General features: G+C 72.2%; 18 protein-coding genes. 8 read left to right on the top strand and 10 right to left on the bottom strand.

What is annotated here, in order from left to right; genetic code table 11:
* Position 1: 1 nt before the first annotated feature.
* From PV682_RS31735 to PV682_RS31725, 3 genes are read right to left on the bottom strand one after another with little or no spacing between them, the layout of a single operon-like run.
* Positions 2-913 carry an ABC transporter ATP-binding protein gene (locus PV682_RS31735; RefSeq protein WP_319735204.1) on the bottom strand — a complete coding sequence of 304 codons (912 nt, stop codon included), beginning with the start codon at positions 911-913 and terminating at the stop codon, positions 2-4.
* Positions 910-1,806 carry an ABC transporter permease gene (locus PV682_RS31730; RefSeq protein WP_319735203.1) on the bottom strand — a complete coding sequence of 299 codons (897 nt, stop codon included), beginning with the start codon at positions 1,804-1,806 and terminating at the stop codon, positions 910-912. The genes PV682_RS31735 and PV682_RS31730 overlap by 4 nt, the downstream gene beginning before the upstream one ends.
* Positions 1,796-2,770, bottom strand: a complete 975-nt coding sequence (locus tag PV682_RS31725) for an ABC transporter ATP-binding protein (protein WP_319735230.1) — start codon at positions 2,768-2,770, stop codon at positions 1,796-1,798. Before PV682_RS31725 ends, PV682_RS31730 begins: the two co-directional genes overlap by 11 nt.
* Positions 2,771-3,007: 237 nt before the next feature.
* Between PV682_RS31725 and PV682_RS31720 the strand changes: the two genes are divergently transcribed.
* The 7 genes from PV682_RS31720 to PV682_RS31690 all read left to right on the top strand — a co-directional run bounded on the left by PV682_RS31720 (position 3,008) and on the right by PV682_RS31690 (position 8,923).
* Complete coding sequence (locus PV682_RS31720; RefSeq protein WP_319735202.1) at positions 3,008-3,850, top strand: M24 family metallopeptidase; 843 nt, start codon at positions 3,008-3,010, stop codon at positions 3,848-3,850.
* The gene (locus PV682_RS31715) at positions 3,847-5,607 is read left to right on the top strand and encodes an SDR family oxidoreductase (RefSeq protein ID WP_319735201.1); all 1,761 of its coding nucleotides are present in this window, start codon (positions 3,847-3,849) and stop codon (positions 5,605-5,607) included. The genes PV682_RS31720 and PV682_RS31715 overlap by 4 nt, the downstream gene beginning before the upstream one ends.
* Before the next feature lie 173 nt (positions 5,608-5,780).
* Positions 5,781-6,332: an RNA 2'-phosphotransferase gene (locus PV682_RS31710; RefSeq protein ID WP_319735200.1), complete on the top strand. Its 552-nt coding sequence runs from the start codon at positions 5,781-5,783 to the stop codon at positions 6,330-6,332.
* A gap of 452 nt (positions 6,333-6,784) precedes the next feature.
* Complete coding sequence (locus PV682_RS31705) at positions 6,785-7,270, top strand: DUF5994 family protein (protein ID WP_319735199.1); 486 nt, start codon at positions 6,785-6,787, stop codon at positions 7,268-7,270.
* A gap of 170 nt (positions 7,271-7,440) precedes the next feature.
* Positions 7,441-8,034, top strand: a complete 594-nt coding sequence (locus PV682_RS31700; RefSeq protein ID WP_319735198.1) for a DUF5994 family protein — start codon at positions 7,441-7,443, stop codon at positions 8,032-8,034.
* A gap of 5 nt (positions 8,035-8,039) precedes the next feature.
* The gene (locus tag PV682_RS31695) at positions 8,040-8,276 is read left to right on the top strand and encodes a hypothetical protein (RefSeq protein WP_319735197.1); all 237 of its coding nucleotides are present in this window, start codon (positions 8,040-8,042) and stop codon (positions 8,274-8,276) included.
* Positions 8,273-8,923: a GNAT family N-acetyltransferase gene (locus tag PV682_RS31690; RefSeq protein WP_319735196.1), complete on the top strand. Its 651-nt coding sequence runs from the start codon at positions 8,273-8,275 to the stop codon at positions 8,921-8,923. The genes PV682_RS31695 and PV682_RS31690 overlap by 4 nt, the downstream gene beginning before the upstream one ends.
* A gap of 19 nt (positions 8,924-8,942) precedes the next feature.
* On the opposite strand, the gene PV682_RS31685 is transcribed toward PV682_RS31690, so the two are convergent.
* Positions 8,943-9,836: an LLM class flavin-dependent oxidoreductase gene (locus tag PV682_RS31685; protein WP_319735195.1), complete on the bottom strand. Its 894-nt coding sequence runs from the start codon at positions 9,834-9,836 to the stop codon at positions 8,943-8,945.
* A 145-nt stretch (positions 9,837-9,981) separates the two neighbouring features.
* Positions 9,982-10,224, bottom strand: a complete 243-nt coding sequence (locus PV682_RS31680) for a hypothetical protein (RefSeq protein WP_319735194.1) — start codon at positions 10,222-10,224, stop codon at positions 9,982-9,984.
* A 123-nt stretch (positions 10,225-10,347) separates the two neighbouring features.
* Between PV682_RS31680 and PV682_RS31675 the strand changes: the two genes are divergently transcribed.
* Positions 10,348-11,217 carry a Cof-type HAD-IIB family hydrolase gene (locus tag PV682_RS31675; protein ID WP_319735193.1) on the top strand — a complete coding sequence of 290 codons (870 nt, stop codon included), beginning with the start codon at positions 10,348-10,350 and terminating at the stop codon, positions 11,215-11,217.
* Between the two features lie 4 nt (positions 11,218-11,221).
* On the opposite strand, the gene PV682_RS31670 is transcribed toward PV682_RS31675, so the two are convergent.
* The 5 genes from PV682_RS31670 to PV682_RS31650 form a co-directional block, all read right to left on the bottom strand.
* Positions 11,222-12,274, bottom strand: a complete 1,053-nt coding sequence (locus tag PV682_RS31670) for a M23 family metallopeptidase (RefSeq protein WP_319735192.1) — start codon at positions 12,272-12,274, stop codon at positions 11,222-11,224.
* A gap of 124 nt (positions 12,275-12,398) precedes the next feature.
* A complete protein-coding gene (locus PV682_RS31665; protein ID WP_319735191.1) occupies positions 12,399-13,814 on the bottom strand; it encodes a GAF domain-containing sensor histidine kinase in 1,416 nt (471 codons plus the stop codon).
* Entirely contained in the window at positions 13,811-17,413 is a 3,603-nt protein-coding gene (cydD, locus tag PV682_RS31660; protein ID WP_319735190.1) for a thiol reductant ABC exporter subunit CydD, read from the bottom strand. Before cydD ends, PV682_RS31665 begins: the two co-directional genes overlap by 4 nt.
* Before the next feature lie 92 nt (positions 17,414-17,505).
* Positions 17,506-18,507, bottom strand: coding sequence for a cytochrome d ubiquinol oxidase subunit II (cydB, locus tag PV682_RS31655; RefSeq protein WP_319735189.1), 1,002 nt, complete (start codon positions 18,505-18,507; stop codon positions 17,506-17,508).
* Positions 18,508-18,527: 20 nt separating this feature from the next.
* A complete protein-coding gene (locus PV682_RS31650; RefSeq protein ID WP_055720367.1) occupies positions 18,528-20,036 on the bottom strand; it encodes a cytochrome ubiquinol oxidase subunit I in 1,509 nt (502 codons plus the stop codon).
* Positions 20,037-20,096: the final 60 nt, after the last annotated feature.

Raw genomic sequence — 20,096 nt, 5'->3', positions numbered from 1 at the left:
CCTACGCCGCGACCAGGTACGAGAACACGGATTCGAGGGACTCGTCGGACGGCGAGACGGCGAGGAGCCGGATGCCGTGGTCCCGGGCCACCCGCGGCAGCAGGGCGGTGAAGCGGCCGAAGTCGACGGCCTGGATGAGCAGCGCGCCTTCCGCCTTGTCGACCTCGATGCCGGCGGTCGACGGGTCGGCGATGAGCGCGGCGGCGAGCGCCCGGTCGTCGCTGGAGCGCACGAGGTAGCGGTGCGGCCGGTCGGTCATGAGCCGGCGGATACGGCGGAAGTCGCCGCTCGCGGCGTGCCGTCCGGCGACGATGACCTCGATGTGCCGGGCGAGCTGTTCGACCTCTTCGAGGATGTGCGAGGAGAACAGGACGGTGCGGCCCTCGTCGCCCATGCGGCGCAGCAGATCCATGAGCTGCATGCGCTGGCGGGGGTCCATGCCGTTGAAGGGCTCGTCGAGCAGGAGCAGCGAGGGGTCGTGGACGAGGGCGCTGGCCATCTTGACGCGCTGGCGCATGCCCTTGGAGTAGGTCTGGATACGGCGGTCCTGCGCGTACTCCATCTCGACGGTGGCCAGTGCCCGCTGGGCGGCCTTGGCGCCGAGGCCGTGGAGTTCGGCGTTGGCGACGACGAACTCGCGGCCGGTGAGGAAGTCGTACATCGCCTCGCGCTCGGGGACGATGCCGATGTGCCGGTAGACGTCCTCGTTGCGCCAGACGGGGACGCCGTCGAGGGTGACCGTGCCGGTGGAGGGGGCGAGGAAGCCGCCCATCATGTTGATGAGGGTGGACTTGCCGGCGCCGTTGGGGCCGAGGAGGCCGGTGACGCCGGGGCCGATGGTCATGGTGATGTCGTTGACGGCGACCACGTTGCCGAACCAGCGGGAGACGTGGTCGAGGGAGAGCGTGGTCACAGGCCCACCTTCCGGTAGCGGCGGATCAGCAGGCCGTAGCAGGCGGCGATGAGTCCGAGGGTGACGAGGAGGTAGACCGCGCCTTCGGCGCTGGAGGGGCCCTGCCCGCCGGGGAAGGCGGAGCTCGCGCCGAGGAACGCGGTCTGGATCCCGTCGATCAGCGTGATCGGCGAGAACAGGCCGATCCAGGGGATGGAGCCGCCGCTGGACTGCTCGTGCGCGATGGCCTGGAGGGTGGAGACGGCGCCGTAGGTGATGGTCAGGACGGCGATGACGGCGGCGATGCCGAAGCCGCGCCGGGGGGTGACCGCGGCGATGACCAGGCCGACTCCGGCGAAGAGCAGCGAGAGCAGTGCCACGGAGACCAGTGCCTGTCCGAATCCCTTGGTCTGGTCGGCGAAGTCGAGCTTGGCGAGCAGCGCGCCCACGTACAGGACGAGGAGCGGCGCGGCGGTCAGCGCGAACAGGGCGGAGGCGAGCGCGGCGAACTTCGCGAGGACGTAGTCGGCGGTCTCGATGGGCCGTGAGAAGTACAGCGGGACCGTCTTGAAGCGCAGGTCGCGGGAGACCGACTGGGGGGCCTGGGAGGCGACGTACAGGCTGATGACGGCCTGCATGACGATCGCGTACCGCGTGTAGTCCAGGGGGAGTTCCTTGGCCTTCGTGGCGACCGCGACGGCGACCATGATGGCGGCCGGCACGAGCATCACGACGAACAGGAGCATCGGCAGGACCTTGGACTTCACCGAGCGGCCGAGGCCGTAGGCGCCGCGCAGGGACTGCGCGTACAGCGAGCGGCGGGCGTAGGCGCGGCCGAGGCGGGGGCCGTCGTAGCCGCGGTAGCCGATGTCGTGGATGCGGGAGGTCTCGCCCGCGGTGTGGTCAACCGCCATGGCGGACGGCCTCCTTGCTCTGCGCGCTCTGCTCGTCGGCGGTGGTGAAGACCTCGGAGATGTGGTGTCTGCGCTGTTCCATGCGGACCAGGCCGAGGCCGAGGTCGGCGACGACGTCGCGGACCAGGTCGTACGTCTCCTCGCCCTGCGCGGTCAGCAGCAGGAGGTGGCCGGCGCCGGGGAGGCCCGCGCCGCCGTCCTGGACGTCCGCCCCGCGGGTGAGGAGGGCCTCGCGCAGGGCGCGGGTGCCGTCCGGGTGTTCGTCGGTGTCGGTGACCTCGACGGCGAGGGTGGTGGTGGTCTGGGTGAAGTCGGTGGTGGAGCTGGAGCGCAGGAGCTTGCCGCCGTCGATGACGACGACGTGGTCGCAGGTGCGTTCCAGTTCGCCCAGGAGGTGGGAGGTGACCAGGACCGAGATGCCGAAGTCGGTGTGGATGCGGCGGATCAGGCCGAGCATCTCGTCGCGCCCGACGGGGTCGAGGCCGTTGGTCGGCTCGTCGAGGAAGACGAGGCGGGGGTCGTGGACGAGGGCCTGGGCGAGCTTGACGCGCTGCTTCATGCCGGTCGAGTAGCCGCCGATGGGGCGGTAGCGCTCCTCGTACAGCCCGACGTGCCGCAGCGTGTCCGCCGTGCGCTCGCGGGCCGCCGTCGGCGGGAGGCCGGACATGCGGGCCATGTGGACGACGAACTCGGTCGCCGAGACGTCCGGCGGGAGGCAGTCGTGCTCCGGCATGTAGCCCACGCGCTCGCGGATGGCGGCGCCCTTGGTCGCGACGTCGAGCCCGAGCACTTCGGCTCGGCCCTCGCTCGCGGGGGACAGACCCAGGAGGATCTTGATCAGGGTGGACTTGCCGGCGCCGTTGGCACCGACCAGTCCGGTCACACCGGCTCCGATGTCCACGGACAGCCGGTCGAGAGCGGTCACCCTCGGGAACCGCTTGCTCAGGCTTTCGGTCGCGATCACAGTCACGGTTCGAAGGTAGTGACTCCGCACACACTCGGTCGTCACTCCGTAGAGCCGTCTTCACCCCGTACCTGAGATGTAGGGGACGGCTAAGGGATCCCCTACCTGAGAGGTACGAGGTCTACGCGCGAGCCGTGCCATGCGGGAGCGCCCGCCCTATTGACGGTTTCTCTAACAAGTGCCAGATTCGGCGTGGTCAAGTTACGGACGCGTATCGCAACCGCACGGCGAGGTGCCATGGCAACGGCAGTGACCCCCGACTCCCGCGCCGACCTGCGGGGATTCCGCCAGGTCCAGCGGCTCGCCTACGCGTGCGCGCAGGACGTCGCGGCCCGGCTGACACCCGGCGTCACCGAACGCGAGGCCGCGCGCATGCAGCGCCGGTGGATGCGCGAGCGCGGGGTGACGGACTGGTTCCACCTGCCCTTCGCCTGGTTCGGCGACCGCACCGCGTTCACGGGCTTCCGCGTCCCCCTCCAGTTCTTCCCGACCAACCGCCGCCTGGAGCCCGGGATGCCGTTCATCCTGGACCTCGCGCCCGTGTACGAGGGCTACACCGCCGACATCGGCTACTCGGGGTCGCTCGGCGCCAACCCCGTACAGGAACGCCTGATGGCCGACCTGGAGGCGCACCGCGAGCTGATCCTGAGGGAGGTCCGCGAGCGCAGGTCGCTGCGGGAGATCTACCAGGACGTGGACCGCCTCATGGCTCTCCAGGGTTACGCCAACCGGCATCGCGCGTACCCCTTCGGTGTGATCGCCCACAAGGTCGACAGGGTGACGCGGCGCAGGTTCTCCCCGCACCTGTTCGGGTTCGGCGCCCAGTCGCTGAAGGGCCTCGCCTCGGACGCCCTGCACGGGCACCGCGACGGATGGTCGCCGCTGTGGTCGCCGTACCGCTTCTCCGACCATCCCCCGCAGCCGGGGCTGTGGGCGGTCGAACCGCATCTCGGATTCCGGGGCACCGGCGCGAAGTTCGAGGAGATCCTCGTCGTGACGGACTCCAAGGACCCGGCGGAGAGCGCATTTTGGCTGGACGACGACCTGCCGCACGTGCGGCGCTGGGCGGAGGGGAAGTGACCATGCTGGACGGGGCGCGCGAACGCCGGATCACCACCGGCGGGATCGAGCTGTGCGTGGCGGAACTCGGCGAGCTGGGGAACCCCGTCGTCGTCCTCGTGCACGGCTACCCGGACACGAAGGAGGTGTGGGCGCCGGTCGCGGCCCGCCTCGCGGAGCGGTTCCACGTGGTGCTGTACGACGTGCGCGGGCACGGGAGTTCGAGCGCGCCGAAGCCGCTGCGGGGCGGGTTCACGCTGGAGAAGCTGACGGACGACTTCCTCGCGGTGGTCGACGCGGTCAGCCCGGGGCGCCCGGTGCACCTGGTCGGGCACGACTGGGGGTCCGTGCAGGGCTGGGAGTTCGTGACCGTCGCGCGCACGGAGGGCCGTGTCGCGTCCTTCACGTCGATGTCGGGGCCGTCCCTCGACCACTTCGGCCACTGGATCAACCGCCGTCTGCGCAGGCCCACTCCGCGCCAGGCCGCCCAACTCCTCGGCCAGGGCGCCAAGTCGTGGTACGTGTACGCGCTGCACACCCCCGTGCTCCCCGAACTGGCCTGGCGCGGGCCGCTCGGCAAGCGCTGGCCGGCCCTGCTGCGCCGTGCGGAGAAGATCGGCGACACCTCGTACCCGACCGCGTCCCTGCCCTCCGACGCCGCCAACGGCGCCTGGCTGTACCGGGACAACGTCCGGGCCCGGCTCAGCCGGCCGCGCGCGGACGCCTACGCGCACACGCCCGTGCAGCTCATCACGCCGCTCGACGACGCGTTCCTGTCGCCGCGGCTGTACGACGAGCTGGAGACGTGGGCGCCGCGCCTGACCCGGCGCACGATCCCCGCCAAGCACTGGCTCCCGCGCACGCGGTCCGACCAAGTCGCCTCCTGGGTCGCCGAGTTCGTGACGTCCGTCGAGGCCGGGCAGGCGCGTTCGGCCACCCCGGCGGGCGTGCACGCCGAGCGGTTCGCCGACCAGCTCGTGCTGGTCACCGGCGCGGGCAGCGGCATCGGGCGGGCCACCGCGTTCGCCTTCGCCGAGGCGGGCGCGCGCGTGGTCGCCGTCGACCGCGACGCCGGGAGCGCCACGCGTACGGCCGAGTTGGCGCGGCTCGTGGGGGCGCGGGAGGCGTGGGCCGAGGCCGTGGACGTCTCCGACGAGAAGGCGATGGAGGAACTCGCCGACAAGGTACGGCAGTCGTACGGTGTGGTCGACGTGCTGGTCAACAACGCCGGCATCGGCATGTCCGGCTCGTTCTTCGACACGAGCACCGAGGACTGGCGGCGCGTCCTGGACGTCAACCTGTGGGGCGTCATTCACGGTTGCCGCCTTTTCGGGCGGGACATGGTCGAGCGCGGGCAGGGCGGCCACATCGTGAACATCGCGTCGGCCGCCGCGTACCAGCCCTCGCGCGTGCTGTCCGCGTACGGCACGTCCAAGGCGGCCGTCCTCATGCTGAGCGAGTCCCTGCGCGCGGAGTTGGCGGGCAAGGGGATCGGTGTCAGCGCGATCTGCCCCGGGCTGATCAACACGGGCATCACCTCGACCGCGACGTTCGTGGGCGTCGACGCGGACGAGCAGGAGCGGCGGCGGGAGAAGTCGTCGCGGATGTACGGGCGGCGCAACTACCCGCCGGAGAAGGTCGCCGACGCGGTCGTGCGCGCGGTCGTCCGCAACGACGCCGTCGTACCGGTGACGCCGGAGGCGAAGGGGTCGCGGCTGCTGTCGCGGCTGTCGCCAAGGGTGTTGAGGGCGTTCGCGCGCTACGAGCCGCGCGGGTGAGGGAGTTGGCCAAGTAGCCTGCGCACGGCTTGAGTTGCTCAAATGCCGCATTCCACCCGTCAGTTATCCACAGAATCCGCAACTCCCCTGTGGATAACTACGGTTGGTTGTGGATCAAACCTGGGGACGAAAATTGGGTGCGTGATCCACATCTCTCTCCGCACACTGAGGGGATGACCCCCGACCATCGCACCGTGAAGGTGTCCAAGTACCTCTCGAAACACCTGCGCCACCAGCCCGCCCGCATCGGCCTCCGCCTCGACCCGGCCGGCTGGACCGAGATCGACACCCTCCTCGCGGCCACCGCCGCGCACGGCTTCCCCATCACCCGCGAGGAACTCGACCACGTCGTCGCCACGAACGACAAGAAGCGCTTCGCGATCGAGGGCACCCGCATCCGCGCCAGCCAGGGCCACAGCGTCTCGGTGGACCTCGCCCTCCCGGCGACCGCCCCACCCGCCCTGCTCTTCCACGGCACCCACCCGCGCGCCCTCCCCCCGATCCGCACCGAGGGCCTGCGCCCCATGAACCGCCACGACGTCCACCTCTCCCAGGACCGCGAGACAGCCACCCGCGTCGGCGCGCGCCGCGGACGGCCGGTGGTCCTCACGGTCGATTCCGGCGCCATGCACCGGGACGGACACGTGTTCCAGCTGAGCGCGAACGGCGTGTGGCTGACGAAGGCGGTACCGGCGCGGTACATCCGGTTCACGGACGCCCGCTGAACCGTTCCGCCGCCAGTCCCGGGGGCCGACAGCGACCCGGGTGAGCCGTCCGCACGACGGGGCGAGGACGTCCGCCAGGGCGGAAAGCTCACCCGCCGGATCACGTCACTCACCGGGAACGGCACCGGCGTCGAGGCCGGTGCGCGGAGTGCTCCCGATGCCCGCAGCGGCCGGGCGGACCGCTCACGGGGGCGTCCCGCCAGGTGGCGCAGGGGATCAGGGCGCCGGAATCCGCAGGTCATCGTCGCATCGGCGCGGTTCGGGGCCGCGCATGGCGCTGCCGACAGGTCAGCCGCTGCACGGCTTGCCGGAACGCGTCAAGTAAGACCGCTCGCACCACGAGGCGGGACACGACCCGCTCACGCCGGTGGCCGACGGACGGCCGGAGAGTACCGTGGAACAGGGAAGCCGCCCGGTTTCCCCGCATCCCGCCAGGCAGGGAGGCGAGCGCGATGTCCGACTCCGGCTCCCCGCAGGTGACCAGACCGCTCCCGGACGCCCTCCACCGGGCCGTACGGCCGGGGACGGCCGTCGTACGGCTGGAGACGACACACGACCGGGAGGGAGTCCTCGACGGGGCGTGGTGGCCGCGCAGCCGCGACATCGCCGCCGAGCTTCCCGGCCTGATCACCGCACTGACCGAGTACCTCGGGCCCGTCACCCGGGTCGGCCTGGACACCGACGCCTGGGAAGGGCTGCCGACGCGGATCACCGTCGACGACCGCGTCGTCCGCATCGACCCCTCTCCGATCGGCGACGACACCATCCTCGTCACCCGGGGTGAGCGGGACCTCTTCTCCCTCCTCGTGATCCCGCCGCACGCCACACCCGACGCCGCGCGCGCCGCCATGGCCGAGGCCGTCCGCGCCGGCAGCGGGAAGCAGGCCGGACAGATCCTCATCGACACCGGCACCGGGCGGGCGGTGCCGGGGACCTGAACGGCGCGAGCGGGTTGCGATCCGCCGTCGGTCGTACGTCCGTTCGGGCGATCCGGGGAGTAGGGTTGACGTACCGAGGACACTTCGCGCACCGGCTTCCATGCCCGTGTCGTTCCCGGCGATCGAATATGCCGGGCCGGTCGCAGCCGGTCCGGGGCAGGGTCCCCCTCATGATCACGACCCGCTCCTCCTCACCGACACTCGCAGCCGACGACCGGCCCCCCGCGCCGCTCCGGCTCGCGCTGGCGCCGGCCGGCTCCGCGCCCGCTCTGCTGGACGGCGCCTGGTGGCCCCGCTCCCGCGACCTGACGTCGGAACTCCCCTCCCTGACGGACGTACTCGACCCCCTGTGGGGGCGGATCACCCGGGTCACGGTCAACCCCACCCTCTGGCCCGTCGTCCCGCGCAAGGTGCCCGTCGCCGGGCACGTGATGAAGGTCGGCTGGTTCCTCGCGGAGCAGGACCCGCACGAACTGCTGCTGCTCTCGTACCGGGCGGGCCGCTGGAACCTGCTGGTGATCCCCCCGGAGACCGAACCCGCCTCGGCCGCCTGGCTGATGGCCGCCGCCTGCGACCCGTCGCGCACGTCGACCGCGAGCCGGCTGATGGAGGAGGCCGCGGGCCTGCGGACGGTGTACGAGACCGACCGGGCCGGGGAAGCGGTCTGGAGTGCCGAAGGCGGACACGAGGCCCGTGATCCCGCCGGGCGCCCACGGATTCCGGCCGTGACCGCCGGACTGCCGCGACAGCCGACAGGGAGCTGAGAACCATGGAGACGTTCGTGACCGTGGCCGTGATCGTGGGGGTGCTCGTCCTCGCGGTGCTCCTCATCCGGCTGCTCGACGCACAGCACGGCGCCCGGATCTCCGCCTTCCACTACAGCCGCTCCGGGCTGCCCGTCCCCGGGCCCGCCTCGCCGGCGTCCCGGAAGGGAGCAGCCGGCCGACGCCGGTTCCACCTCCGCCGCCGTCCCCACAAGGGCGTCCCGACAGGCGGTGCGCGATGACCGAACCGGCCCCCCGGACCCCCGTCCACGCGTTACGCCTGCGCCGGCTGAACCGGTGGCAGGCGGAGACCCTGCGGGAGGAGCTGGCGGACCTGTACGTGGAGTCCACGCGCGCGCGAGCGGGCGAGGCGTACGAGGGCCGCGAGGCGTTCGCCCGACGGCTCGCCGGGTCCGTACGGCGGCTCGGCTTCTCCCTGCTGGTCGCGGAGGACACGGGCCTCGTCGGCTGCGCCTACGGCTTCCCCGTACCGCGCCAGGGGTCGTGGTGGAAGGGGTTCGACGGAACCCTCCCCCGCAACGTCGAACAGCTCACCGCGTCCGGACACGTCTTCGCCATCACCGAGATCATGGTGCACCCGCACAGCGACGGCCACGGCGTCGCCCGCAGGCTCCAGGAACAGCTGCTCGACTACCACCACGCCTCGCTCGGGGCGACGCTGATCGCGCAGACCGACACCCCGACCCGCGACGCTTTCCTGTCCTGGGGATGGCAGGACATCGGAGGGATCAGCCGGCCGTCCGACCCCATGGCCATCCGGCCGACGGACCCCGTGCCGCTGCGGGCCATGGTCCTTGCCACCGGCCCGGACGCCGCCACCCGCCGGGACGGCCTCGCCCACGAGAACCGCAACCAGCAACCGGACTGAGGGCGGCCCTGTACACCGCTCAGCCCAACTGCGCAGGCGCCTCCATCGCGATCTGCTCGAAGACCTTCCCGTCCGCCGCGAAAACCGAGTCCGCGATCGGCCAGTGGATCACGATCTCGGTGAAACCGAGCTCCCGGTGGCGCCCGGCGAAGTCGACGAAGGCGTCGAGGGACTCCAGCGGACGGCCGCGGTCCGGGGTGAAGCCGGTGAGCAGGATCTTGTCCAGCCCGTCCAGATCCCGGCCGAGCGCCGCGCAGGCGTCCCCGAGCCGGTCGACCTGGCCGCGCAGGGCCCGCAGGGACTGCTCCGGCGTCCCCTCCTCGTACAGCTTCGGGTCGCCGGTCGTCACCCACGCCTGCCCGTGGCTCGCGGCGAGCCGCAGGCCGCGCGGGCCGGTGGCGGCCACCGCGAAGGGCAACCGGGGCCGCTGGACACAGCCGGGGATGTTGCGGGCCTCGTGCGCCGAGTAGAAGTCGCCCTCGTAGGACACCGAGTCTTCCCGGAGCAGACGGTCCAGCAGCGGTACGAACTCGGCGAGCCGGTCGGCACGCTCGCGCGGGGTCCACGGCTCCTGACCGAGCGCGGTCGCGTCGAAGCCGGTACCACCCGCGCCGATCCCGAGGGTGATCCGGCCGCCGGAGATGTCGTCGAGGGAGATCAGCTCCTTGGCGAAGGGGACGGGGTGCCGGAAGTTCGGCGAGGTCACCAGCGTGCCGAGCCGCAGCCGCTCGGTCGCCGTCGCAGCCGCCGTCAGCGTCGGCACCGCCCCGAACCACGGGCCGTCCCGGAAGCTCCGCCACGACAGGTGGTCGTAGGTGTACGCGGCATGGAAGCCGAGATCCTCGGCCCGCCGCCAGATCTTCCGGCCCTCACTCCAGCGGTGGATGGGGAGGATCACCGTACTCAGTCGCATGTCGCCGACCTTACGTCGCGTTTCGGACGCGCACGAATACGGACCGGCGCCCCGCCGGACGAGATCCGACGGGGCGAAGAATCAGCGGAGCCCCGAGTTCTTCGACAGCGTCGCGGTGTGCCGGGGCCCTGCTCGTGTCTTTCTGCTACTGCCGGCCGGTCAGCACCCGATACAGGTACCGACATGCCTCGTCCTCGGTGGCGAAGCGGTGCTCCACCGACAACTGCCCGCGCTCCCAGCCACCGACGAACCAGCGCCCGTCGGGGTCGAGGTCGAGCACGGCACCGCCCTCGACCAGACGACCGCCGGGAGCCTTGCCCCGGATCGCGTACGTGATGCCGTCCACCCCCGCCTCAACGAGGGCGGCGGCCAGCTGCCGATGATCCATCAACGCAACTCCTTGAGGTAGCCGAGGTCGGCCAGATCCTGTACCGACTTAGCTGCTCGGCGCACTCCGCAGCCGTGGGTCGTACCGTGCGCCCGGGAACTCCCCGTACGGGACAATGCCCCCGTGACCTCACCGACCCGGCAGCCCGAGACCCCCGCCGCCATACGACCTCCCCGTCTGATCGCCACCGACCTCGACGGGACGCTGTTGCGGGACGACGGGCAGGTGTCGCCGAGGACGGTGGCCGCGCTGGCGGCGGCCGAGGACGCGGGCATCGAGGTGTTCTTCGTGACCGGCAGGCCCGCGCGGTGGATGGACGCGGTCAGCGATCACGTGCACGGACACGGGCTGGCGATCTGCGGGAACGGCGCGGCGGTCGTCGACCTGCACGGCGGCCCCGGCGCCCACCGCTTCGTGAAGGTCAGGGAGCTGGCCCGGGAGAACGCCCTCGACGCCGTACGCCTGCTGAGGGAGGCCGCGCCGGGGACGGTGTACGCGGTGGAGCAGACGTACGGGTTCCACCAGGAGTCCGAGTACCCCAAGATGCACATGGAGATCCCGGACTCCCTCGCCCCCGCCGAGGAACTGCTCGCGCCAGACGGCCCCGGCGCGCGGGAACCCGTCCTGAAGATCCTCGCCTACCACCCCACGCTGGACCCGGACGCGTTCCTCACGCTGGCCCGCGAGGCGATCGGGGAGCGCGCCGCGGTCACCCGGTCCAGCCCCAGCGCGCTCCTGGAGATCGCGGGCCCCGGCATCTCCAAGGCCAGCACCCTCGCCCTGTGCTGCGCGGAACGCGGCATCGCCCCCGAGGAGGTCGTCGCGTTCGGGGACATGCCGAACGACGTCGAGATGCTGACCTGGGCGGGCCGCTCGTACGCGATGGGCAACGCCCACCCCGACGTGATCGCGGCGGCGTCGGGACAGACGGCCGCGAACAACGAGGACGGCGTGGCCGTCGTCATCGAGAAGCTGGTGGCGGAGAGGGCTTAGCCCTTCACTCCAGCACCACCCCCCGGTCCGCCAGCCACGGCACCGGGTTCACCGCCGAGCCCATGTCCGGGGTCACCCGCACCTCGAAGTGCAGGTGCGGTCCCGTGGAGTTGCCGGTCGTGCCGGTCTGCCCGATCCACTGACCCGCGGTGACGCGCTCGCCGGGGTCGACGGCGACCGAGGCGAGGTGGGCGTACTGGGTGTGGTAGCCGCCGGGGTGGCTGATGACGAGCTGCACGCCGAAGCCGTCGCCGCAGGCCACGCGGACGACCCGGCCGGCGCCGACCGCGCGGACGGGCGTACCGATCGGGACGGCGAAGTCCTGCCCGGTGTGGCGGTGGGCCCAGCGCGCGCCGCCGCTGCCGAAGGAGGCGGAGAGGCGGTAGGACTCGACGGGGGCGACCCAGTCCGACGCGGCGGCCGGCGTCTGCGGGAGCCGGATCGCGCCGGGGCAGGAGCCCGCCGCGACGGACGCCGCCGCCTGCCCCTGGAGCCGCCACCGCGCCTCCTCCAGCTTGCGTTCGATGTCCCGCTTGAGCCCGGCGAGTTCGGCGGTCCGCCGCTCCAGCACCTGCCAGGCGTACACCGCCCGCGCCGCGTCCCCCGCGAGCCGCTCCTCGACGGCCTTGCGCCTGCCGAGCGCGCTCCCGACGGCCAGATTCGCCTGCGCGAGCACGTGCTGACCGCGCATCAGCCGGTCGGGGTCGCCGTTCAGCACGACCTGTACGGCCAGCGGCAGCCCGCCCCCGTCCCGGTACTGGGCCCGCGCGATCCGCCCGAGCTCCGTGCGCAGCCTGTCGAGTTCGCGCAGCTCCCCGGCGCGCAGCTCCTCGTACCGCTGGGCCTTGGCGCGCTGGGTCTCGGCCTCGCGGCGGCCGGCGTCGTACTCCTGGGACGCGGCGGCGGCCTCCTCGTACAGCTTCGCGACCTGCGCGCCGAGGCCGTCGCCGAAGCCGTTCTCGCCGTCGGCGCCCGCGGAGGTGGGGCGGGCCACGAGGACCGCCGCCGCGCACAGCAGGACCGGGACGAGCAGGGGGCGGCGGCGAGGTGAGCGCATGTCAGCGATCGTGTCCCAGGGGGCGGGTGGCGCGCCCGTTCACGTCATACGACCGGGGGACAGCGCGTCCGGATGGCCCAATGCCGGGTGACACGCCGTCACACCGGGTTGACCCCGGCCGGGTTCAGTACGGCGCCTCCCACACCACCGTCGTCCCGCCGCCGGGCCCCGGCTCGCACCGGCTGCCGCCGCCGAGGGACTCCGCGCGCCGCACGAGGTTCAGCAGGCCGCTGCGCCGACCGCCCTCGGTGATCCCGACCCCGTCGTCCGCGACGGTCAGCCGGACGCCGGGACGGCCGCCGGGGAGGGTCGCCGTGGCGTCGACCAGGACGTCGATACGAGAGGCGCGGGCGTGCCGGAACGCGTTCGAGAGGGCCTCGCGCAGAGCGGCGACGAGGTTCTTGCCGGTCTCCTCGCCGACCAGGCTGTCGACGTCCCCGGCGAACCGGCAGCCGGGCCGGAAGCCGAGCGGTACGGCGGCCATCGCGACCTCGCGCAGCACGCGGGTCCGCAGCCGGGCCGGCGTCCCGTCGGGGCCCTGGCGCAGGGCGAAGATGGCCGTGCGGATCTCCTGGATGGTGACGTCGAGTTCGTCGACGGCCCGCCCGACACCCTCGCGCACCTCGGGCGCGGTGGCCTCCCGCTGCGCGCTCTCCAGCGTCAGCCCCGTCGCGAACAGCCGCTGGACGACGAGGTCGTGCAGGTCACGGGCGATCCGGTCGCGCTCCTCGAACACCGCGAGCCGCTCCCGGTCGCGCTGCGCCTCGGCCGCGATCAGCGCGAGCGCGGCCTGCTCGGCGAACCGCCGGGCGAGTTCGCGCTCGGCGTCGGTGAACGTCCGCCGCCCCCGCGCGCGCGGCAGGCAGAGCGTGCCCAGGAAACGGCCGTCCCCGCGCAGCGGGAGCAGCAGGGCGGGGCCGTACTCGGCCGCGCGCGAGGTGACCGAGCGGGGGTCGGTGGCCGCGTCCTCGACGTACACCTCCTCGCCCGCCAGCAGCGCCCCGACCAGCTCGCTGTCCCCCGGGATCACCTCGCCGAGCATCCCCGACGGGCGGTCCGAGGCGAGAGCCGCGATCTCCAGGCCGCCCCCTTCGGCGGGCAGCAGGACGACCCCGGCGGCGGCCTCGGCGAGGGTGCGGGCCCACTCGGCGACCACCTGGAGCGCGTCGTCGGGGTCGTCGCCGGCCAGCAGCGCGGTCGTGACGGCCACCGAGCCGTCGATCCAGCGCTCCCGCTGCCGTGCCGCCTCGTACAGCCGCGCGTTGCCGATCGCGATCCCCGCTTCCCCGGCGAGGGCACGCGCGAGGTCGAGGTCGGCGCCGTCGAAGGGCCGCCCGTCCCGGCGCCCGGCGAGGCAGAGGCTGCCGTACGGCTCGCCGTGCGCGCGGATCGGGACGGCGAGCGCCCAGCCGGACCCGTCGCCGTCCACCTCGACGGCCGCGTCCTGGACGCCGAGGAGGGTCATGGCCGTCTCCGGGATGCGCTCCAGGTTTCCGCTCACGGACCGCAGGGCTTCGAGGAGGCGGGGGTCGACGGTCATGACGTCAGGGTAATTTGCCCCATTTGAGAATCGCGGTGTTTCACGTGAAACACTGTCTCCTCCCGCTCCACCATCCGCCGCAACGGCCCCTCCACCGCAGCCAACTCGGCGTAAGAACCCCGCTGCACCACCCGCCCCTCGTCCAGCACGACCACCTCGTCCACCGCCTCCAGCCCCGCCAGCCGGTGCGTGATCAGCAGCGTCGTCCGCCCCTCGGTGGCCGCCAGCAGATCCGCCGTGAGCGCGTCGGCGGTCGGCAGGTCGAGGTGCTCGGCGGGCTCGTCCAGGACCAGCACAGGGAAGTCCGCGAGGAGCGCGCGGGCCAGCGCGAGGCGCTGACGCTGGCCGCCCGACAGCTTCGCCCCGTGCTCGCCGACGAGCGTGTCGAGGCCGTCCGGCAGCGCGTCGGCCCACTCCAGGAGCCGCGCCCGCCGCAGCGCGTCCCGCAACTCCCCCTCGTCCGCGCCCTTCCGCGCGAGCAGCAGGTTCTCGCGGACGGTGGAGTCGAAGAGGTGCGCGTCCTGCGCGCAGAGCCCGACCAGGGCGCGTACGTCGTCCCCGTCGAGCCCGTACGCGTCGACGCCGCCCAGCGTGTACGTCCCGGACTCCGCGTCCAGGAACCGCAGCAGCGCCTGCGCGAGGGTCGTCTTCCCGGAGCCGGAAGGGCCGACGACGGCGACCCGGCGGCCCTCGGCGAGCGTCAGGTCGACCCCGGCGAGGGCGGCGCGCCCCTGTCCGTCGTACCGCGCGGTGAGCCCCTTGAGGGTCAGTGGGAACGGTGTGGCCGGCGCCTGCCGGGGCCGCTCCGGCTCGCGGACCGGCGCGGGGGAGTCCAGCACCTCGTACACCCGCTCCGCGCTACGGCGCACCCGCTGCCGGTACTGCACGGCGAGCGGCAGCCCGAGCACCGCCTCGAACGCGGCCAGCGGCGTGAGCACCACGACGGCCATCGACACGCCGTCCAGCCGCCCGGAGACGACCCCCTGAGCCCCCGCCAGCGCCGCCGCCGCGACGGTCAGCCCGGACACCAGCGCGGTCAGCCCGTCCCCGAGCGCGGTCGCCGCCGCCCCGCGCGAGGCGATCCGCGTCAGCACCCCGTCGGCCGCCCGCGCCTCGTCCGTACGGCGGTGCAGGGCGCCGGCGACGGTGAGTTCGGCGGTGCCGGTGAGCAGGTCGGCGACCCGGGTGGCCAGCACCCCGCGCGCGGGCGCGAGCCGGCGTTCGGCGCGCCGGGAGACGGCGCCGGTGACCAGCGGCACGCCCAGCCCGGCCAGCAGCAGCCCGGCGGCGAGGACCGCGCCCGCCTCGGGGAGCAGCCACGCGGTGAAGGCGACCGACCCGGCCGCCACGACGACGGCGGACCCGACCGGCAGCAGCCAGCGCAGCCAGTAGTCCTGGAGCGCGTCCACGTCGGCGACGAGCCGCGACAGCAGGTCCCCGCGCCGCGCCCTGCGCAGTCCGGCGGGCGCGAGCCGCTCCAGGCGCCGGTAGACGGCCACCCGCGTGTCGGCGAGCATCCGCAGCACGGCGTCGTGCGAGACGAGCCGCTCCGCGTACCGGAACACGGCCCGCCCGATCCCGAACGCCCGCGTCCCCGTGACGGCCACCATCAGGTACAGCACCGGAGGTTGCTGCGAGGCCCGCGAGATGAGCCACCCGGACGTCGCCATGAGCCCGACGGCGCTGCCGAGCGCGAGGCTCCCGAGAAGCGCCGCGAGCAGCAGCCGCCCCCGGCGCGGCCCGGCCATGGCCCGCACCCGCGCGAGCACACCACCGCGCGCGGCCCTGGTCACAGCCTCGCCGGGCACCCTCCCGACGGGCCCCTTGAGATCCCGAGCCGCCTCGGACCCCCTGACCGCCTCAGCCTCCCCCACCACGAAGAAGTCGGCCTGCGTGCCGCCGTGCTCCTCGAAGAAGCCCTCGCGCACGTCCGCCCCCGGCGCCCGCTCCGCACCCCCCTCACCACCCCGAGCCTCCGCGACCCGCACCACCCGGTCGGCAACTTCGAGCAGCGCGGGCCGATGCACCACGAGCAGCACGGTCCGCCCCTCCGCGAGCCGCCGGACCGCCGCCACGATCTCCGCCTCGGTCGCCCCGTCCAGCGCGGCCGTCGGCTCGTCGAGCAGCAGCACAGGCCGGTCCGCGAGGAACGCCCGCGCCAGGGCGAGCCGCTGCCGCTGCCCTGCGGAGAGCCCGGCACCGTCCTCGCCGAGCACGGTGTCCGGCCCGGCGGGCAGCGCGTCCACGAACTCCAGGGCGCCCGCGTCGGCGAGGGCCCGCCGGACGGCCGTGTCGTCGGCGTCGGGGCGGGCGAGCCGGACGTTCTCCGCGATCGTCGCGGCGTACAGGTGCGGTCGCTGGGGGACCCAGGCGATCCGGGAGCGCCACTCCTCCAGGTCGAGGCCGGTGAGGTCGGTGTCCCCGATCGTCACCCGACCCTCGGTGGGGCGGGTGAAGCCGAGCAGGACGTCGAGGAGCGTCGACTTGCCGGCGCCGCTCGGGCCGACCAGGGCGACGGTCTCGCCGGGTTCGACGGTGAACGAGGCGTTCTCCACGGCGGGTACGGCCCGGCCGGGGTAGCGGACGGTCACGCCGTCGACGGTGATCGCGCCCTGCGGGACGGCGGCCGTGCCGGACGCCGGGACCGGCTCCCCCAGCACCGCGAAGATCTCCTCGGCGGCGGCGAGGCCCTCGGCCGCCGCGTGGTACTGCGTGCCGACCTGCCGCAGCGGGAGGTACGCCTCCGGGGCCAGGATCAGGATGACCAGGCCGATGTAGAGGTCCATCTCGCCGTGCACGAGCCGCATCCCGACCGTCACCGCGACCAGCGCGACCGAGATCGTGGACAGCAGCTCCAGCGCGAAGGAGGAGAGGAAGGCGATCCGCAGCGTCTTCAGGGTCGCCTGGCGGTACTCGCCGGTGATCTTCCGGATCGACTCGGCCTGCGCCTTGGCCCGCCCGAACACCTTCAGCGTCGGCAGCCCGGCGACCACGTCCAGGAAGTGCCCCGACAGCCGCGACAGCAGCCGCCACTGACGGTCCATCCGGGACTGGGTGACCCACCCGATCAGCATCATGAAGACCGGGATCAACGGCAGCGTCCCGACGATGATCGCCGCCGACACCCAGTCCTCGGTCACGATCCGCGCGAGCACCGCGACGGGGACGACGACGGCGAGCCCCAACTGGGGGAGATAGCGCGAGAAGTAATCATCCAGGGCGTCCACGCCCCGGGTCGCGAGGGCGATCAGCGAGCCGGTCCGCTGCCCGCCGAGCCACCCCGGGCCGAGCGCTCCCGCCCGCTCCAGCAGCCGCCCCCGCAGCTCCGACTTCACGGCGGCGCTCGCGCGGTGGGCGGCGAGTTCGGTGAGCCAGGAGACCAGCGCGCGTCCGGCCGCGACGGCGACCAGCAGAAGCAGGGGGGTACGGAGGTCACCGACCGAGTGGCCGTGCTGGAAGGCGCCGACGACGATCTCGGCGATGAGCATGGCCTGGGCGATGACGAGAAGGGCGCCGACGACCCCCAGTCCGACGACCGCAGCCATGAAGAGCCGGGTGGCACCGGCGTACCGGAGCAGACGCGGATCGATTGGTTTCACGTGAAACACACCCTCTTCAAGGGGACTTCTGGAGGGCATGTTTCACGTGAAACGTCCGTGTTGTTTCACGTGAAACATGCCCGGCGACTGACTCAGTGCGCTTCAGCGATGTGCTGCGTACCGATCCGCTTGCGGAACACCCAGTACGTCCAGCCCTGATACAGCATCACGACCGGCGTGGCGATCACCGCGCACCACGTCATGATCTTCAGCGTGTACGGGCTCGACGAGGCGTTCGTGACGGTGAGGCTCCACTCCGGGTTCAGCGACGACGGCATGACGTTCGGGAAGAGCGTCAGGAAGAGCATCGCCACGGCGGCCACGATCGTGACGCCGGAGAGCGCGAACGACCAGCCCTCACGCCCGGCCTGGTTCGCGACGAGCGCGGCGACCAGGGCGGCGACGGCCACGACGAGGGCGACCAGGCTCGTGCCGTCACCGCTGTCGGCCTGCGTCCAGACCAGGAAGGCCAGCGCGAGGACGGCGGTGACGAGACCGACCTTGAGGGCCAGCGCCCGCGCCCGCTCCCGGATGTCGCCGACCGTCTTGAGCGCCGTGAACACCGTGCCGTGGAAGGTGAACAGGCTCAGCGTGACGAGCCCGCCGAGGATTGCGTACGGGTTGAGCAGCTCCCAGAAGCCGCCCACGTACTCGAAGTTCCGGTCGATCTTCACGCCGTGGACGATGTTGCCGAACGCGACGCCCCACAGGAACGCGGGGAGCAGGGAGCACCAGAAGATCGCCTGCTCCCAGTTGCGCTGCCAGTTCTCCTCGGGCCGCTTGGCGCGGTACTCGAAGGCGACGCCCCGGACGATGAGGCAGAGCAGGATGAGCAGCAACGGCAGATAGAAGCCGGAGAAGAGGGTGGCGTACCACTCGGGGAAGGCCGCGAAGGTCGCGCCGCCCGCGCTGAGCAGCCAGACCTCGTTGCCGTCCCAGACCGGGCCGATGGTGTTGATGAGGACGCGCTTCTCGGCCCGGTCACGGGCGAGGAGCTTGGTGAGGACGCCGACCCCGAAGTCGAAGCCCTCCAGGAAGAAGTAGCCGGTCCACAGGACGGCGATCAGGACGAACCAGACGTCGTGCAGTTCCATGACGGTGCAGCTCCCTCGGCCTAGTACGAGAAGGCCATCGGCTTGTCGGCGTCACGCGCCTCGCCGCCGATCTTCGTGGGCGGGTTGAGGTCGGCCTCGGTCAGCTCCGGCGGGCCCGCCTTCACGTACTTCGCGAGGAGCTTGACCTCGACGACGGCGAGGATCGCGTACAGCGTGGTGAAGGCGATCATCGAGGTGAGCACCTCGGCCTGGGAGACGCCGGGGGAGACCGCGTCGCGGGTCTGGAAGATGCCGTAGACGACCCAGGGCTGACGGCCCATCTCGGTGAAGATCCAGCCCCAGGAGTTGGCGATCAGCGGGAAGGCCAGGGTCCAGATCGCCAGGCGCCAGTACCAGGTGGTGAGCTGGGGGCCGAGCGCCTTCTTGCGGAAGAGGACCAGGTTCGGCACCTCGTCCTCACCGGTCCTCAGGTGCTCGGGGAGCATGAACTTCTTGCGGGTCAGCCACAGTCCGAGCATGCCGATCGCCAGCGAGGTCATGCCGAAGCCGATCATCCAGCGGAAGCCCCAGTAGGCGACCGGGATGTTGGGGCGGTAGTCGCCGGGGCCGAACTTCTCCTGCTCGGCCTTGTTGACGTCGTTGATGCCGGGGACGTGCGAGGTGAAGTCGTCGTTCGCGAGGAAGGACAGCAGGCCCGGGATCTCTATGGCCACCTTGTTGTGGCCCTTCTCGACGTCCCCGTAGGCGAAGACGGAGAACGGCGCGGGCGCCTCGCCGTCCCAGAGGGCCTCGGCGGCGGCCATCTTCATCGGCTGCTGCTTGAACATGACCTTGCCGAGGGTGTCGCCGCTGATCGCGGTGAGCAGGCCGGCGATGACGACGGTGATGAGGCCGAGCCTGAGCGTCGTCCTCATCTCGACGATGTGCCGCCTGCGGACCAGGTGGAAGGCGGAGATGCCGACCATGAACGCGCCGCCGGTGAGGAACGCGGCCGTCAGCGTGTGGAACGCCTGGGCGAGTGCGGTGTTCTGGGTCAGGACGAGCCAGAAGTCGGTGAGTTCGGCGCGGCCCTTGGCCTCGTTGATCTTGTACCCGACCGGGTGCTGCATCCAGGAGTTGGCGGCGAGGATGAAGTAGGCCGACAGGATCGTGCCGATCGAGACCATCCACATGCAGGCGACGTGGATCTTCTTCGGGAGCTTGTCCCAGCCGAAGATCCACAGGCCGATGAAGGTGGACTCGAAGAAGAAGGCGATCAGGGCCTCGAAGGCGAGGGGGGCGCCGAAGACGTCGCCGACGAAGCGCGAGTAGTCGGACCAGTTCATGCCGAACTGGAACTCCTGCACGATGCCGGTGACGACGCCCATCGCGATGTTGATCAGGAAGAGCTTGCCCCAGAACTTCGTCGCCCTGAGGTACTTCTCCTTGCCGGTCCGCACCCATGCGGTCTCCAGCCCGGCGGTGAGCGCCGCGAGCGAGATCGTCAGGGGGACGAAGAGGAAGTGGTAGACGGTCGTGATGCCGAACTGCCAGCGCGCCAGTGTCTCTGGCGCCAGGGCCATTTCCACGTCGTCAGTCTCCTTACGTGCCGTGATACTGCGGCAGTTTGCCCCTTATGTCACACACAA

Source organism: Streptomyces niveiscabiei, from assembly GCF_033794345.1.
Taxonomy (GTDB): Bacteria; Actinomycetota; Actinomycetes; order Streptomycetales; family Streptomycetaceae; genus Streptomyces; species Streptomyces niveiscabiei.
This window is presented reverse-complemented; position numbering and strand designations above follow the sequence as displayed.